Below are 17,540 nucleotides of genomic sequence, written 5' to 3'. Positions count from 1 at the left end.
AAAGCTGTGGCACTCCTACCACAGCTTAGTTCTGCTCATTTTATCAGAATAAACCACCACTCTGAATAAAACAAACAGATTTTTCTTAAAATTTATTCCACTGGCAAAGGAATTTCTAAAGGAATAGCCTCCATTTTTAAATTCAGTCTTCTTTTCTCCGAAGCATATCGCCTAATTGGGACATAAAGGGTTTTATAGTTGATGTTCTCAATTATGAGTCGTTGCTCGCCCGCAGGGAAAGTTTTAAATCTAAAGGTCCCTTTACTGGTAATCTCAGTCTCCATATCAAGTCCTTCAACCTTTACAGAACCTAATGAAACAGGTTGATTTGTTGCCTGATCGGTTAAATAGCCAATCAGATCGTAAGAATAATGAACACCTTTGGCTTTTTGTCGTGTCGCAAAATAATGATTGACAAATTCAGGCTCGGTCGCGCGTAAGTTTTCAATACTGCGATCGAGCTCTTTATTCAATAGGCTATTGGTTTCTTTCATAAGCTCGGTAAAACTCTCTTGCGCTTCTTTCATATCTTTCTTCATCAGAATCTGATCCGAACGGCTTTGTGTATAAGCATTAAAAACGGACTCCAGGTCTGCAAGGCTGCTTTCGGTAATTGAAAAGGCAGCCAGTTCAGTCAGGTTTGCCTTAGCTAGTTCAATACACTGATTGGTAAATGCAATAAAATCAACTTCTTTTTCACGTTGCAATTTCGATTTTGATGTATTCACCAAAACCAACATTTTTACATCCAGTTTGCTATTGGCAAAGCAAACCAGCGCATTTGAAAAAGGATAAAGCTTATTAATTAATATCTTTTTTAAACCCGCCTTTACCTCAGTTAACCAAACTGTGGGTTGGTCAATTTTTTCCCTCAGGCTCAAAAGCCTGCTTAACGAAATTCCGAACCTATCAGCTTGCGCTTTAGTCGTCACATTGGTTTCGTACCGAAACTGATTCTCAGTCAACGTCTTATTCGTTTCCGCATAAGAATCCAGCTTTAAATTGTTATACGTATTCATCACTAAGTTTTTTAGCGCAGTAAAATTCTATAGAATAAACACCTCTTGGGGGGATTGAATCTCACTGCTGATTCATAATAGAAAAAATTAATTTGTATTGATTGTTCATGTATGTAAATTGTGTTCTAATTTTCCACAAAAGTCTTTTATTCAGAAGATTCTGTACATTTAACCGTTTATAAGTATCCGCTATTTTTCAAAAGATTTAGCATTTATTGAGAACCATTTAGTTCTCATTGAATTCTATTCTGCATGCTTCGAAAGTCATTTTGATGTTAATGAATCTGATTTTCTTCTTTTCGAAAGGCATTTCGTTGCTTTCGAATTGAATTTTCATCTTATTGAAAAGCATTTAGCTGCTTTCGAATTGCTTTTTATGCCTTTCGAATTTGATTTTGCTTTCTTCGAATAGCATTTAGCAACTCTCGAATTCAATTTCGTTCTCATTGCAAAGCTTAAAGTTCTTTCTGAATTGCATTTTGTTTTTTCTGAAAAGCATCAAGCAGATAAAGTCAGCTTAACAGCATCCATTTCGATAAAATAAGACTTAGGAATATTGCTGACAACGAACATTGTCGAGGGGAGTGACTCAGCAAATAGGAAATACTTTGAATAACGTTTCTAAAGTATTTAGAGAGCAACTTACAGAGCAAAACTTCATCTTATAATCTGTAAGCAAGTCCACCGTGGTGGTTGAATTGTAGACCTAAGTTAAAGAATAATTTCTTTAAACTCCAAATAAAAATGACTCTTAACATCAAAAATATGCCATTCATCACACAAAAACACCTATTCAAATCAAAATAAAAAGACTGATTTTACACAGTATTTCTAAACAAATTGGATGTATCATTTTTTTCACCCAATACATAATTTTAAACGATACAAACCTAAAAATAAAGATAAGAACCATTATTAAAGACTGAATTGAAGCTCATCAAAAAATCAAAATTCAATTAATATGGAAGAATCATTCTACTCCTCTCTATAAAGACAAAACGATTAGGCTCAAAAAATACTCGCTATGTAAACCAAACTAATTTTTGCTCCAACTCGCTGTTTTTCGTAAATTTATATAAGTAAGCTTAATTCTTACAACAAGATTATCAATCATTTAAAAACAAATCTTATGAATGCTCTGTTACTTTTCAGCCTTGGTTTTATTGTTTTTTTATTGAGTGGTATCCGAATCATCTTCGAATACAAAAGGGCCTTAAAATTTCGATTTGGGAAATACATCAAGCTACTACAACCAGGTTTTAGGTGGATTATCCCTTTGGTAGAAACGATTCAGATTGTTGATATTCGAGTCATTACCATCAATATCGACTCACAGGAAGTGATGACTGAGGACAATGTCCCTTGTCGGATTGATGGGGTTGTCTTTTTTAAAATCGATGATCCCGAAAAAGCTATATTGGAAGTTGAAGAATACAAATTTGCCATTATGCAACTGGCTCAGGCCGCACTAAGGGATGTCTGTGGTAAAGTTGAGCTGGACACCATCCTGTCGAAACGCGAGGAGATGGGAAAAAACATCAAACACATTGTTGAACAGGAAACCGAAGCATGGGGTATTGTCATTATCGATGTGAAGATTAAAGATATTCAGTTACCTGAAAACATGAAACGAATGATGGCCAATCAGGCAGAAGCTGAGCGTTCACGCCGGGCTCGAATCATTCTTGCTCTGGCTGAGGAACAGGCTGCTGAAAATTTATTGGCCGCTGGTAAACTTATCGACAAATCGCCTTCTGCCATTAAGCTAAGACTTTATCAAACCCTGGCCAATATTGCCTCAGAAAAGAACTCAACCATCCTTTTCCCATTCCCGGAGGAGGTTTTGCCAAGGAATACGAAAACGGATGAGTAATGGGAATTGCTTTGGGCTTGCAACAAAAAAGTGGGCAATAAGTTAAGTCATACCGTAACATTTTCAGCTTCCTTATAGTCAGAACATGACGATAAATAAGTTAAACCTAATTAAAAAATAAAAAGCGAAACCTCAAAGGTCTCGCTTTTCTTATGCATTAATCAATAGGACGCAAAAACACTATATATTAATGAATCCCCATATTAAAAGTCGCTTTATAAGTCCTGAAATCTCTAATCATTCAATATTAATATCAAAGTCATCCTCCCCACTATACTATTCTTTTTTAGTGAATTAAGCCATCAGCAGGCTTTTAGTATTGGTAAAGATAGATTATAAAAAGAGGATGTCCCAAAAGTAGAATCTTAAACTGATTAACGACTGTTACTCTTAAATTCCCAAAAGGGAAGTCGCCGAAATTCAGAACCCTTTTGGAGCAAGGGTAAAACCGAATTTCATTTTTAGGGTGGAATAATTACTTTTTGGACACCCTCCTGGCTAATTCCGCCCCAATTAAAACAAATAATCATTCATCTTATAAAGAGATATACTCCTGTAAAGGTGAACCGGTAGAATAAGTTTTGAGCAAAAAAAGTTGTAAATTACAGAATAATCAATTTCTGATATCGATGTTCGCATGTATGAATCTTTTATAAATAAGGTCGAAGAAATTATTCTTAAGAATCTGAATGACGAACACTTTGGAGTAAGCCAACTCGCTTCTGAAATAGGGCTCAGCAGATCTCAATTACTCAGGAAAATTAAATCGACTACAGGAAAATCGACCAATCAACTTTTAAGAGAAATTCGTTTAAAAGAAGCTGCTAAGCTAATTCAAGAAGGGCATTATACAGCATCTGAAATATCCTTTCAGGTTGGATTCAACAGCCCATCGTATTTTAACAAATGTTTCCATCAATTTTACAAACTTACCCCGGGTGAATTCAAAGATAAACAAGTTGAAATACCTAAAGAGATATTTAGGCTTAATCATCACAAAAGTAACTTCCCTATTTACTCATTAAAACTCACTGTTACGATTGTTTCATTAGTCGCCATCATTCTGATTATTATTGTTTACGGTAATGACATCATCCCTGGCGCTCAGTCTAATAATCAATCCCCCTCAATTGCTGTACTCCCTTTTCTGAATCTATCCGAAAATAAAACCCGGGATTATTTAGCCGATGGCATAACCGAAGCAATCACACTGGAGTTATCAAGAAGGAAAGCATTAAGAGTTATTTCAAGAACCTCAGCAATGCGATATAAAGGTGAAAAAGAACTCAGTTCGAATATTGCAAAGCAGCTTGGTGTGAATCTACTGCTAGAGGGCTCGCTAATTTACAGCAAAGATAGCCTAAGAGTGGTTGTTCAACTCATAGCGCCTTCACCCACCGAGCAACATATCTGGTCAAGTAGTTACGATCGGAAGTTTGATGATATTCTTCAATTGGTTACCCAAATATCAAATGAAATGGCACATGAAATTAATCTGGCCATTTTCCCTGACAAGTCTTCTGATCAGCATAAAAAAATAAAGCCACATGCCTATGATCTCTATTTAAGGGGACGGTATTTATTGCAGCAGAATAACACAGGTTCAGTATTACGCTCGATTCAATATCTTGAAGAATCAATAAAATTAGATTCAAGCTTTGCTCCGGCATACGCAAGCCTTGCTGAAGCCTATATCGCACATAACAAATTAATACGCGATAAAAAAGAGAAGATTACACATCGGGAAAAATGCCGAATTGCCATAAATAAAGCTTTGGAACTGGATCAGTCTTCAGCACTTAATTTTATTACAAAAGGGAACATCGCCAGAAAATTAGATTGGGATTGGGAAAACATGAAAAAGATGGCCGAAAGGGGCTTAAAACTAAATCCCAATAATTCTCGTGGTCACCTCCTCCTTTCAGACTATTTCCTAATCAACGGGGAATTAAAAAAGGCATTGAAGGAAGCCCTACTGGCACAACAACTCGATCCCTTGAATCCGAGAACCGGATGTCTGCTTGCTGAACGCTATTGTATATCCGGTAGATATGAAAAATCAATTGCAGAATACAAAAAAGTCATAGAGCTTTTTCCAAACGATGGATTTGCCTGGGATGGATTGGGCTACGTTCAATTTATTTCCGGACAAAAAGAAAAGGCCATGAAATCGTGGCTGAAATTACAATTCATTATGGGCAATGATTCTATTGCCCAACAATTCAACACATTAAGCTGTGAACAGTCCTTACGTTACTGGCTGAAAAAAGCAACAAGCCAATCGCCACAGTATTGCTCTAACCCAACTGTAATTGCACAAGTACACATGTTCCTTAACGAAGATTCGGAAGCAATGGACTATCTTGAAATGGCTTACAAAAATAAAAATGAAGATTTACCTCTTGTGCTACTTAAACCTCATTTCAAGCCCTTATATAAGCAAGCAAGGTTTATGGCTTTAGCCCATAAACTGGGTGTGCATATTCCATCCTAAAGCTTTAGCATTTACTTCAAAAAAGAACAAGGTTTTTTTAACAAACCAAAAGTAAAATGCACGATCCTAACAAATTTGCTTGATAATTACCATTAATGCTTAAAAAGTTGAATGACTTACACCAACGTTGATATGCCTTCAATAGCTTAATTTCCGAAATTGACAGAACAAAATTTAAACACTATGACTATGAAAAATCTATTTTTATTTGCAGGCATTTTGTGTTTGCTTGCGTCAGGTTTTACCTCATGCAATAAGGAGGTATCAGATGAATCTTTACCGTTGAAATCGGATAAGGAAGCTATAGACAACAGTCTAAAAAGTGCCTCGAACAAAGGTTTCGACAGCTATGGTTACAACTGGAGCGCACACACTTTTAGGGGATACCTTCTAAATGCCATAGTGGGTGATAATATTGACCCTTTGGCAGAATATTATCATTGGGATCCCTACATGGGTGATCCCGATTTATATTTGGAGCAATATCCTGATATAGCCAACTATTTTTTCTGGTATTTTAGAGAAATGACCGTGGTGATGCATTGGAATGAGGCTTTGATCTCAAGCGAAGGCGTTTACCCCGAAACCTGGTTAGATACGGATGCTTGGATTACCTTTAACTACAGAATGGGAGAAGGGGAGTCAAGATGGTCGCAATATCAAAAGATGGTTGCAGTAAATTCCTCTGATCATTTGGAGAATATTATCACAAATCCCGATGGTAGTATTGGCTATGGCGAATGGTATTCAGAAGGTGATCCGGGCGAATTTATTGGTTATTATTATATGTGGCCAAATTTAGCCTTAATTCAGGTTGTTAACACAGGTGCTACTCCACCCGATATGTGGCCTTCGTTTAATAGCCCTATGGGACCTGGTTTGGGAAAATACAAATTGAGAGATTAGTTGATACACAGACATAAATTCTCTGTAAAAAGAAAAGCGAAACCTCTATGGTCTCGCTTTTCTTATGCTCTTATAAATCTATACTGCTTACGAATTTCCTTTTAAACCAAAATATATTTTTCAACCACTTCGGCAACGCCATGATCATTATTGGAAGCCACAATAACATCAGCGCGATCGCGAAGCTCTGGCGTCACATTATCGACCCAAACGCCCAAGCCCGCATATTCCACCATGCTTAAGTCGTTGCCTGCATTGCCTACTGCAATAATCTCCTCACGACTAATGCCTAATTTTTCAGCTAAACGCGCAATACTTGCTGCCTTGTCGATTCCCTGTGGCATCACCTCAAGGAAAAAAGGTTTCGAAAGAGCGACACTCTCATTGGGTTTCTCTTTCTTCAATTTGGCTTCAACAGTTTTCAGATATTCAGGTTCCTGCAACAACAGACATTTAATTGCCGATCCGGTCACAGCGGTCTTAAAGCAATCTACTTTATTGAATTTCATCTGTGTTAGTTCAATCTCAACATCAATGTATTTCGAAATTGATTCACTGATGATACTATCCGAAGTATAGGTGATGATATCCACATTATTCGCCATACTAAAATCGTGCAAACTGTGTATCTGCTCTTGAGAAAGGCTCTGCTCAAAAATATTTGTCTGCTGAGTTAAATCGGTAATCACCGCTCCATTGTAAGAAATGATATAGGAACCGTATTTTTTTAAATCAAGCTCTTCGGCATACTGAAGCATAGCAGGCGTTGGACGACCTGAAGCCAAAACGACATAAACACCTTGCTCCTGTGCTTTCATCAGCATTTCTTTGTTTCTATCTGATATGCTGTGATCATCACACAAAAGCGTGTCGTCAAGATCAAGCACCAACATTTTATATCTCATCTGTTTATAATTTTCTGTTTTTGCCATATGAAACTTAGCATGAGCCCATCATCATCCCCCTGTGTATCACTGTTGCCTGTTAGGAATCTTTCATCTGTCCGGAGGACATTCTTAATAACCACAGGCAATCCCGATCTATGCATATAGATCGTCGTGATTCTGTTTGATAAAATTTCGGGAATAACTACTTTTTATCTCTCCATTCTTCCCCTCTCTCCTACACAAATCGATTATTATCTTATATGGAAAAACTGATTTTAGAAATCGCAAGCAATTTCCTTAAGGGATAGCGCCATATGGCTTTCAATTTTCAGCCTGCGAAAGTATAAACAATTATCGATTTAACAGCAAAAACACCTGTGCCTTTTGAAAAACACATAAAAGGATACAACAAAAAAAGGTGCAGCCTTTCAACCACACCCGACCTATTTTAACCCCATTAAAACAGATACAAAAAAATCCTTCTCAGGCTTCATAATACATCATATTAGATGCATCAACACGAAAAGTTTTTTTTAACTAAGCCTTGTCGTTTTGGACAAAAACAAATACAAGTATTTTTAACTTTAAGTTAGATGACAGGATTGCAAAAAGGTTGCGTTAGGATCTAAAATATTTATTTTTTTGTGCTCTGAATCATGATCAACTATACGCCGGAAAACTAAGTTCTACTTTGCAGCCCTCACCATAAACAGACTCCAGTGAAATTTTAGCCTGATGCAAACGCATAATTTGTCGAGTAATACTCAAACCAATACCTGAACCATTCTCCCGGGTTGTGAAAAAAGGCACAAAAATATTCTTGATATCTTCAGCTTTGATTCCCATACCATTATCAATTATTTTTATCAAAGTGTTTCCCTCGTTGCCTCTGCAGGCAAGTACCTGTATTATCCCCCTATCGGTAATGGCATGTTGCGCATTCTGAATCAAATTAACCAAAACCTGTACCATGAGTTTTTCATCAGCTTCTATTGACAGATTATCTTCTTTAATGGAAAAGTGGTAATCAATTCTTATATCATCATCCAAAGCAAGCAAAGCTTTAACATGCTCAAACAGATGCTTTAGACTCACCTTTTTTAATTGAGGTTTGGGTATTCGGGTCAATTGACGGTAGTTATCTACAAAGTGCATCAAACCTTCACCTTGTTCCTGAATCACTTGCAGACCAAGCCGGGTTTTAGATAAGTTTTTCTCTCCAATAACAGTTTCAGCATCAATCTGTGAATAGGTTTGAACAAGCGTTTCTGAAAGCGAGGTCAAAGGCGCAATGGAATTCATAATCTCATGCGTTAAAACAGATATTAAACGCTGCCAGGACTCCAGCTCTGTGGCATCCATCTCACTTTTAATATCGGTAAAAGAGAGTAGTTTCCAGTTTTCATTATCAAGCTTGATACAAGTGCAGGAAACGAGTAAGTGTAAAGTTTTCTGTTTGACTTGCGTTTTTAAGACCCGACTTTCTCCCGCTTTTATCCCCTGAAAAAGTGCGACTAAATTCGGATCTGTTTTCATCAGCGCTTTTATACTCACCAAATGATGCACCCCTAAAAGCTCTCGTCCCTTTCGGTTGATCCCCTCAACCATGCCCTGAGAATTAAAGGTTAGGATACCCACAGCTGCATTCTCTATAATGGCATCACTTACAATCTCCTTCTGTTGGTATTTCATGCGCAGATCTTTAATAATCTGATTCACACCTTGCATGCTGTCTCGCAAAGCATCGAAAGATTTTCCTTCACCATTATGCTGTAGATTGAGTGCCGTTTCGTCATTTTTTACCGCCAGAAAAAATTGACTCAGTAATCTATTGGTTGAATTCAAGTCGTGAATCAAACGGTAAAGCAAATAAAGAATCAGAACCAATGGGACAAAAGCCAAAATTGGATAAGCACTCATCCATAGGAACCAGCCCATAGAAACAGAAAGAAGCACAATAAGACTGAGTCTCAAGACTATTCGCACAAAAAGTTTCTTATAGATCATACTTCTTTAGTTTATTGTAGAGTGTGGGACGGGTCACCCCCAATTCATTGGCAATACGACTCAAATTCCCCTCGTGATGCTCAAGGGCCAAAGCAATCATTTCCTTTTCCATATCGGCCAGACTGCTTGCTTTATATTTCCCACTCCCTTTAGGGGCTTGATAAAAAAGAAACTCATCAGCCATCAGTTTGTTATTATCAGTCAGAATCACCGCCTTTTCTATGGTATGCTGCAATTCTCTCACATTACCCGGCCAATCATATTGCATTAGCTTATCTAAAGTCTTAGACGAAAAACTCAACTTGGGTTTACCGTACTTTTGAGCGTATTTACGCAAATAAAACTCAGCCAAAACGGCAATATCTTCTCCCCGTTTACGCAAAGGCGGCACATCGATATGTATGGTGTTGATTCGATAAAGTAAATCCTCCCGAAATTCACCCTCAGCAACCATTTGTATCAAATCTTTATTCGTAGCACAAACCAAACGAATATCAATCTCTCTGATTTGATTATCTCCTAAACGTATCAGTTGACGGGTTTGTAAAACGGACAGGAGTTTAGCTTGCATAGGCAAAGACAAGTTACCAATCTCATCGAGAAACAGAGTTCCTCCTGAAGCCAATTCGAATCGGCCTGGCTTATCCGATTTAGCATCGGTAAAAGCCCCTTTGACATGCCCAAACAGCTCACTTTCGAATAAAGATTCGGATACGGCACCCATATCAACTGTAATAAGAGCGGCATCCCGCCTTGCTGACTGAGCATGAATTTCACGAGCAATCAACTCTTTTCCTGTTCCATTTTCACCCAATATGAGAACATTCACATTAGTAGTTGCTACTTTTTGAATAATCCTGTTCAAATGAAGCATCGCTTTTGAACGTCCGATCATTTGTGTTTTGCTCTGATTCAAAACCTGGGTCAGACTTTGTTTCTCACCTTCCAAACGATCGATCTTCTGTTTTGATTGCCGCAACTGAATAGCTGTTTGAATGGTCGTCATCAACTTTCTGTTATCCCAGGGTTTCAAAACAAAATCTACCGCGCCCATTTTAATGGCTTTAACAGCCAGTTCCACATCACCATAAGCCGTCAGCAAAATAACACTTAGCCTGGGATCGTACTCCATTATTTTTTTCAACCAATAAAGGCCTTCGTTACCTGTATTTACACCTGCCGAAAAATTCATATCCAACACCACGATATCAATCGCCTTATTTTCCAGTGTACTTAACAGACAATTGGGATTAGATAAGGTGATCACCTCATCAAACTCGTCCTGAAGCAAGAGTTGCAAGGCTACTAAAACAGATTTTTGATCGTCAACAACTAAGATTTTCACGGTAGACATAATTTTATAACTTTAGCTCATCAAATGTAAAAATAAGAAGCAAACCAGTCAACATAGTGTAAAATATTCTTACAGTCATTTTCATTTTTTTTACAATCGAAAAGCACTGTTCCAGACTTTTATAACAACAAACACCTGATTATCTACACATAGACTCTTGTGGCATACCGATTGATTATTGATTTAGAACATAACGATAAGATCGTAAACTAGATCTGTATAAAACAATCGTATCACAAAAATTATTGACATGATAAAAATTGAAAACCTAAGCAAAAGATTCCGAACCGAAGATGTTGAGACCACCGCACTCAATGAAATTAATCTCGAAATAAAAGAAGGTGAATTTGTAGCCATCATGGGACCTTCGGGTTGTGGCAAATCAACCCTACTCAATATATTAGGCATGCTTGATAGTCCAAGTTCAGGAAACTATTATTTTAACAAGCAGGAAGTTGGCAATCAAAAGGAAAGTCAGCGCAATGCCATACGTAAGGGCAATATCAATTTTGTATTCCAGAGCTTCAACCTGATTGATGAGCTTAACGTTTTCCGCAACGTGGAATTGCCTCTCAACTACCTTAATGTCAGCAAGGCTGATAAAAAGGCCAGAGTCTTAGAAGTTCTCGACCGCATGAAGATCGGACATCGCAAGAACCATTACCCTCAACAATTATCAGGAGGACAGCAACAACGTGTAGCCATTGCCCGTGCCGTATCAGCCAACCCAAAACTTCTGCTTGCCGATGAGCCAACAGGGAACCTTGATTCTAAAACCGGACTGGAAGTGATGAACCTGCTCACCGAACTCAATAGCGAAGGTACAACCATTGTGATGGTAACCCACTCTGAGCGCGATGCCGAGTTTGCACATCGCGTTATTCGCCTGTTTGATGGTGAAGTGATGACAGAGAAGACTGCCAAAGAATTCGCTACGATTAATTACTAAGCTAACACCACAAACCCATGATATTGAATCAAATCCTAAAGAACAAAAAATGGTATAGCATCAACACCCTAGGTATAGGGCTTGCTTTTGCTGTTGCCCTTATCATATTCACCCACGTAAAAAAAGAACTCTCCTACGACAACTTTCACTCAAAGGCTGATGATATTTATCGTATAACAACCGAAGATCAACAATTAGAAGGACAACCACCAACATCGGGTATAGATGGGAGATTAATCCTTCCTCTTTATACAAATTTCCCGGACATTAAAGAAGTGGTTCGTCTTATTCACCCGGACAATACAATTATAACTGCGGACAAGAATAATTTTTCAAGCAAGCAGCTTTTTTTCACCAATAGTCAATTCTTCAAAATTTTCGATTATAAATTATTACGAGGAAACAGAGCAAATTTATTTAATCAACCCAATCAGGTGGTTATTAGTAAAAAGACAGCACTGGCTTACTTTGGTACAGAAGAAGCTATTGGTAAAGAAATTAATATTCAAGTCCAATACTTGTATTCAAAATCGGGCAACTATACCGTTGCTGGTGTTATGGATGACTTTCCAGACAACTCACATTTTAAAGCAGATCTGTTATTTTCTATAAATAATAATGAGGATATCAACCAATTTCATACCTACACATACCTATTATTACAAAAAGAACGAAACTTAAGCTCTCTTAAGAATTTGATAAATGCATACTGGAAGAAGAATACCAAAGACGGTGAACCTAACCCAATTTCTCAATTAATGCCCTTAAGAGATATTCACCTATACAGTCACAATGCAGATGAAATGAGTACAAATGGTAGTATGACCTCTCTAATCATTTTGATTGCAGGTGCTCTGATTGTTTTTCTGATTGCCTTTATCAACTACACCAATTTAAATTACGTGCAGTTTATTACAGATCTCAAAGATTTTAAAATCCGGATGATCAATGGCGCTTCCTTAGTCGATTTGGGTCAGATCATTTTTATTCGCTCACTGCTTCCCATCAGTTTTGCCATTCTTTTGGGTGGGCTATTGGCTTATAATTTCGATACCATAAGTGCGTCATCCTTTAATATGAACATCTCAGCTTTCGATTTATTATGGATAAGCCTCATCTTTTATCTGATCTTTGCCTTGGCTTCACTATTGCCATTGGCTACAACAAAAGTATCCAAAGACTTGGCTCATTCACCTTATCAGGGATCAAAGAAGTTTGTAGCTTCACTCCTTTTCCAGTTTATGCTATCCATTGCTGCCATTATCACAACTATTGTCCTGCATAAACAAATCAACTTGGTGAATAACCTGCATCCCGGAGATGAGAAATCTGCCATTGTTATTATGCCGGATGTTCCCTATCATATGATTGCCAAATTCGAAGTTTTAAAAGAATCCTTTTTAGAACATTCTGAAATCCGAAATGTAAGTGCCGCCTTCTACAAACCCGGGCTTAACATACCCTTTTCTTATCCCTTTGAGATGGAAGGAATTGATAAAACTGTCGAAAAGAAACTCAATATGTTTTCCATTGAAGAAGATTTTTTCAAGCTGTTTAATATCAAACCACTAGCAGGCTCATTAGATATGGGTATTACGTCATCAATACCATGGGAAAATATTGCCCTTAGAATTCACGATCAAAATCCAAACAAAGATGAATTTATAAAGAATCTTAATGCTTATACTAAAGAGCATGGGGGCTTTCAGGAAAAATACATTTTAAATCAGTCAGCATTAAAAGTACTGGGCATTCAGAACCCTGAAGATGCCATCGGAAAATCTTTTCAATTCAATTTTATGGCTCCGGAACTGTTTCAAAAAGGTAAGGTGATTGCTGTGATTGGGGATTTGCACTATGGTGATATGTTTTCCAAGGAAGAGCCTATGGTTTTAGCTTCAAAAAATCTATTCAACAGTACCTTTATTGCTAAGATTGATCCCCGAAGAAAAGCTGAAGCACTTCAATCATTAAAAACAGAATGGGAAACTCTGTCACCTGATCATCCTTTCAGATATGAGTTTGTTGATGATTTGTATGAGCAAATCTATTTTAACCAATACAAAGAGATGAAAGCTTTAACCCTATTCTCAATTCTATCGATTATTCTATCTGTATTGGGGATGTTTGCTTTATCTTCATTTAGCATTCAGCACAAAACCAAAGAAATTGGTATTCGTAAAGCTAATGGTTCGACTTCACTTGAAATACTGATGCTATTAATAAAAGAATACACGCAGTGGGTGATTGTAGCCTTTCTGATTGCTTGCCCCATTGCCTATTATATCGCAAGAGATTGGCTCAGCAACTTTGCTTACAGAATTGAACTTAGCTGGTGGATATTTATAGTATCCGGTGTCATGGCACTAATCATTGCCATACTAACAGTCAGCTGGCAAACCTGGAAAGCTGCCACACAAAACCCTGTGGAAGCTTTAAAATACGAGTAAATTTTAAAAACCGTTTCACATTTTATTACAGAGAGGACTTTCCTAAATACTGGAGAGTCCTCTTATCAATTTAGTCTTTGAACAATTTAAAAACAAAACGTTTACCTGCAATACATCTTTTAAATTGCTATCAATATATTAAAAATTGTTCTACCTATTTGTATTAAAAGTTGCAGCGTAGCGATAAGATAAAATTCCTTCCGGGAGCTGAAATACCCGAGCTGTATGGACGATAACGCTGATCAGTCAGATTTTCAATTCCTGCACACAGCTCAAACTTATCTGTCAAATCACAGATTGCCTTAAAATTTAAAGTGTACCACGAAGGAGAATAATTATTTCCATTAGCATCTTTGGCATAAATTTCATCTTTAGCTTGTTCTTCCAATGCCAGATCTTCAAATTTACGTTCGCCCTGATAAGCCGCATAAAATTGTAAGTTCAAGTTATTAGCCTTGAAATTTAGTCTTGACATACCAAAAAGTGGAGCTGCATGACGCGAAGCACTGGTAGAACCATCTTCCACTTCTTCTTCCCCTTTCTGATAGTTAAGATCTGACGAAAAACTAAATCCAGCAGGGAGCTTTACCTCTAAACCCGCCTGCAGACCGTATACATGCGCAACTGATGCATTTTGTAAAGCTTGTACCCGGCTCATTTGTCCATCATACATGATACTATCTTGTCCATTGAGTTGGAAATTTCTGCGTACTAAAGCATTTTGCAGAAAAGTATAATAGCCGGTAAGATCGATTTTTACAATACCCCCTATAACTTTGGCAATCCCCAAATCAACATTATAGGCATATTCTGCTTTCAAGTCAGGATTAGGAACGGTAACAGCCCCCGGTTCAGAATCAAACATCTTTCCAATATCATCAACATTGGGAGATCGAAAACCGGTTCCAAAATTAGCACTCAACACCCAGGTCTCAGACGGACGATAAACCCCACCCAAACTTCCGGTTAAAGCATCGCTATTTATTTTAGTCTTTGTGAAAGGGAATGGATAAAAATCTAAATTATTACTAAAGTCAGCATCCAAAATATACCGATTGTAACGCAAACCAGCTTGAATAGAGAATTTATCAGAAAGCTTTAATTCATCGTTAATGTAGGCCGCAACAGAACTCCAGTTCGAATTGGGATAACGCGCAGGCCCGACGGTATTTTCGCCTGTTGAGATATCAGCCAAAACACCACTGGATTTTACATCATCTCTAACATACTCTAAGCCATAAAACAAGGTGTTTTTTTCGCTTAAGGATTTTGTGAAATCAAGATTAACTGAATACGCTTCAACTTTTTCGGTATTGGTCGTTCGTTCAGCTTTATTCAAGGATCTGTCAATCCTGCTTTCTTCAAAAGATTGCTGTGCCAAACGCAAGCTCATTTGGTCATAAAAAGCATTCTTCCCGTTATGAGTTATATTCAGATTATTCATCATCCATTTTTGCGGACCATAATTCCATTCAGCATAACGAGGCAAACCCTTCTTTATCCTATTATGCCTGTCGTAACGACCATATGGTGAAGTTTCAGAATAATGAAAACCATATTGAAAATCCCAATTCTCATTCGGTTTAAAACGAATCTTCTGCATCATATTAATCTGTGAGTAGGCCGTAGGTATTTGTAATAATGGATCATCTTGGGTAATCACCTTGTCGACTCCATCCTGGCGTTGCACATTATAGGGTTTTAAGTAATCATCCGGGCCATTACTCCCCTGGCGTAAATCATCATAATCCCAGGAACTGATACTGCTTACAAATGCCCATTTTTTCCATCCGACATTAACATCAAAGTGTCCTGTTTTTTCTTTGTTTGCAGACGAATAGCGAGTAACTCCTTTCCCTGTAATTAGGGGTTTATCGGTGAGAGACAGTTGAGGTGTAAGAGTTTGAAAGCTCATCACCCCCCCAATGGCGTCACTACCATAAATCACCGACCCAGGTCCGAAAAGAACCTCTGTCTTTTCAGTGGCAAATGGATCAATATTAATCACATTTTGAATGTTCCCCCCCCTAAAAATAGCGGTATTCATCCTCACTCCATCAACCGTATATAAAAGCCTGTTTGTAGCAAAACCCCTAATCATAGGACTTCCACCACCTTGCTGACTTTTTTGAATATAAACTTTCCCGGATGTACTTAGAAGATCTGCTGCAGTTTGCGAATTTTGTAATGCATTATCTTTAGATGAAATAGAAATTATTTTTGATGGGACATTATCCGAAGACTGTCGCCATCGTGTGCCGGAAATCACAACTTCATCTAAATTTAGATTAGACGCTTCCAGAAGAACTTCAAAACCATTCGATTTAAGTTCATCATAAGACGTAACGACCGTCTTATAGCACAATGTCTGAATCTCTATTTTTTCTGATCCCTTAAAAGTCGATATATCGGCTTGCCCATTTGCATTTGTTAGTGCATATGTTTTAGGGCTATTACTTATCAAGGTCACCAATTCCAAAGCCTTATTGGTCTCCTGATCTTTAATATTTATTGTTTGAGAGTAGGCAGTACAAGTCACTCCCAACAACAAACACAAAATGAATATTTTTTTCATTCAGCTTATTTTTGGATATAAAACAAATAGATTTAGTCCATCAACTTTGAAGAAAACAGACTAAAAAAGATAATTTGTTTAGCATATTTCGGGAGGTGATACTAATGGGGGAAAAGAAACAGATGAATAATTTAAAATATAGGGCGTTCTTTTTTGTTCAAATTGATAAACAATAGACTCCCATACTGACGTTTCAGGATGAAAAAGAGATTTTAAAAAGTTCACCAGTCGTTTCTGAGCATCTTTACTTTCAGTATTATTACCTAAAGCAAAAGCTACGAGTTCGTTTAGTTTTTTATTTAATCTGGTTTCCTCATGATCCCACCAGCACCAATAATAGATTGTATCCCCTTTAACAGCCCTCTCTACAATATCATACATCTGATTATTGTACTCAAACTCATTTGAATGCTCCCACCGCAACTGTGACAAAGACTCTGCTTTGCTAAATTTCAGTAATACGAATTCTTCTTTGTCCAAACCAGCAATCATTTTCCACTTCACTTCTTTTCGGACCTGTTTTTTTTGAAAATGAAGCCAAGTAAAAGTTACTGCAATTGGTGCAAGCATACAGAAAAAAAGAAATAGACTTATAATCTTACTTTTCACTAATTCTAATTTGTATTTAGTCGTAAGGCTTTGCAAATGTTTACGATATTTGGATGCATATTTTTTAAGGCAAAGTCGTTTATTTTAGCTATTCTTACTTTACCGTGCCTTCAATCTAAACCCGCATGTTCTGGCAATCAAAACGAGTACTGGCAATCTATAAGATACAGCTATTTGTTTTAGTACATTCTCCAATTGATGGTCTAATGTAATATGACATTTCATTTGAGTTATGTTTATTTTTTTAAGAAAACGCAATCTAACAATTTTAATAATACTATTAATAGTAGTCATTCTAAAAAAATACAATCATCAGCATTTTTTAGATGTAAACCCAAAACCTATTCGTTTTTCCCTTTTCTATCTCCTTCTTGAGATTCTGAATACACAACACCTGCCAATATTTCCTTAATAAGA

11 protein-coding genes are annotated in these 17,540 nt (G+C 37.2%); 5 read left to right on the top strand and 6 right to left on the bottom strand.

The window, feature by feature from the left end; all coding sequences use genetic code 11:
• Positions 1–92: 92 nt before the first annotated feature.
• Positions 93–1,019, bottom strand: coding sequence for a peptidase associated/transthyretin-like domain-containing protein (locus tag EO244_RS11860; protein WP_129254896.1), 927 nt, complete (start codon positions 1,017–1,019; stop codon positions 93–95).
• A 1,129-nt stretch (positions 1,020–2,148) separates the two neighbouring features.
• Between EO244_RS11860 and EO244_RS11855 the strand changes: the two genes are divergently transcribed.
• The 3 genes from EO244_RS11855 (at position 2,149) to EO244_RS11845 (ending at position 6,292) form a co-directional block, all read left to right on the top strand.
• Positions 2,149–2,892, top strand: coding sequence for a slipin family protein (locus EO244_RS11855; protein WP_129254895.1), 744 nt, complete (start codon positions 2,149–2,151; stop codon positions 2,890–2,892).
• Positions 2,893–3,529: 637 nt separating this feature from the next.
• The gene (locus EO244_RS11850; protein WP_129254894.1) at positions 3,530–5,386 is read left to right on the top strand and encodes a helix-turn-helix domain-containing protein; all 1,857 of its coding nucleotides are present in this window, start codon (positions 3,530–3,532) and stop codon (positions 5,384–5,386) included.
• A gap of 189 nt (positions 5,387–5,575) precedes the next feature.
• Complete coding sequence (locus EO244_RS11845) at positions 5,576–6,292, top strand: hypothetical protein (RefSeq protein ID WP_129254893.1); 717 nt, start codon at positions 5,576–5,578, stop codon at positions 6,290–6,292.
• Between the two features lie 101 nt (positions 6,293–6,393).
• Here EO244_RS11845 and EO244_RS11840 read toward each other — a convergent pair whose 3' ends face one another.
• The 3 genes from EO244_RS11840 to EO244_RS11830 form a co-directional block, all read right to left on the bottom strand.
• Positions 6,394–7,197 carry a Cof-type HAD-IIB family hydrolase gene (locus EO244_RS11840; protein WP_129254892.1) on the bottom strand — a complete coding sequence of 268 codons (804 nt, stop codon included), beginning with the start codon at positions 7,195–7,197 and terminating at the stop codon, positions 6,394–6,396.
• 642 nt (positions 7,198–7,839) lie between these two features.
• A complete protein-coding gene (locus EO244_RS11835) occupies positions 7,840–9,186 on the bottom strand; it encodes a sensor histidine kinase (RefSeq protein ID WP_129254891.1) in 1,347 nt (448 codons plus the stop codon).
• Positions 9,176–10,540 carry a sigma-54-dependent transcriptional regulator gene (locus tag EO244_RS11830; protein ID WP_129254890.1) on the bottom strand — a complete coding sequence of 455 codons (1,365 nt, stop codon included), beginning with the start codon at positions 10,538–10,540 and terminating at the stop codon, positions 9,176–9,178. The genes EO244_RS11835 and EO244_RS11830 overlap by 11 nt, the downstream gene beginning before the upstream one ends.
• A 250-nt stretch (positions 10,541–10,790) precedes the next feature.
• Between EO244_RS11830 and EO244_RS11825 the strand changes: the two genes are divergently transcribed.
• The gene (locus tag EO244_RS11825; protein ID WP_129254889.1) at positions 10,791–11,489 is read left to right on the top strand and encodes an ABC transporter ATP-binding protein; all 699 of its coding nucleotides are present in this window, start codon (positions 10,791–10,793) and stop codon (positions 11,487–11,489) included.
• Positions 11,490–11,506: 17 nt separating this feature from the next.
• The gene (locus EO244_RS11820; protein WP_129254888.1) at positions 11,507–13,939 is read left to right on the top strand and encodes an ABC transporter permease; all 2,433 of its coding nucleotides are present in this window, start codon (positions 11,507–11,509) and stop codon (positions 13,937–13,939) included.
• Between the two features lie 163 nt (positions 13,940–14,102).
• On the opposite strand, the gene EO244_RS11815 is transcribed toward EO244_RS11820, so the two are convergent.
• Both EO244_RS11815 and EO244_RS11810 read right to left on the bottom strand, forming a co-directional pair.
• Positions 14,103–16,514, bottom strand: coding sequence for a TonB-dependent receptor plug domain-containing protein (locus tag EO244_RS11815; protein ID WP_129254887.1), 2,412 nt, complete (start codon positions 16,512–16,514; stop codon positions 14,103–14,105).
• A 78-nt stretch (positions 16,515–16,592) separates the two neighbouring features.
• A complete protein-coding gene (locus EO244_RS11810; protein ID WP_129254886.1) occupies positions 16,593–17,123 on the bottom strand; it encodes a hypothetical protein in 531 nt (176 codons plus the stop codon).
• Positions 17,124–17,540 lie beyond the last annotated feature (417 nt).

This window comes from Ancylomarina salipaludis, from assembly GCF_004122035.1.
Lineage (GTDB): Bacteria > Bacteroidota > Bacteroidia > Bacteroidales > Marinifilaceae > Ancylomarina > Ancylomarina salipaludis.
The sequence above is the reverse complement of the archived record's forward strand: the minus strand, read 5'-3'. Positions and strand labels throughout refer to the sequence as shown.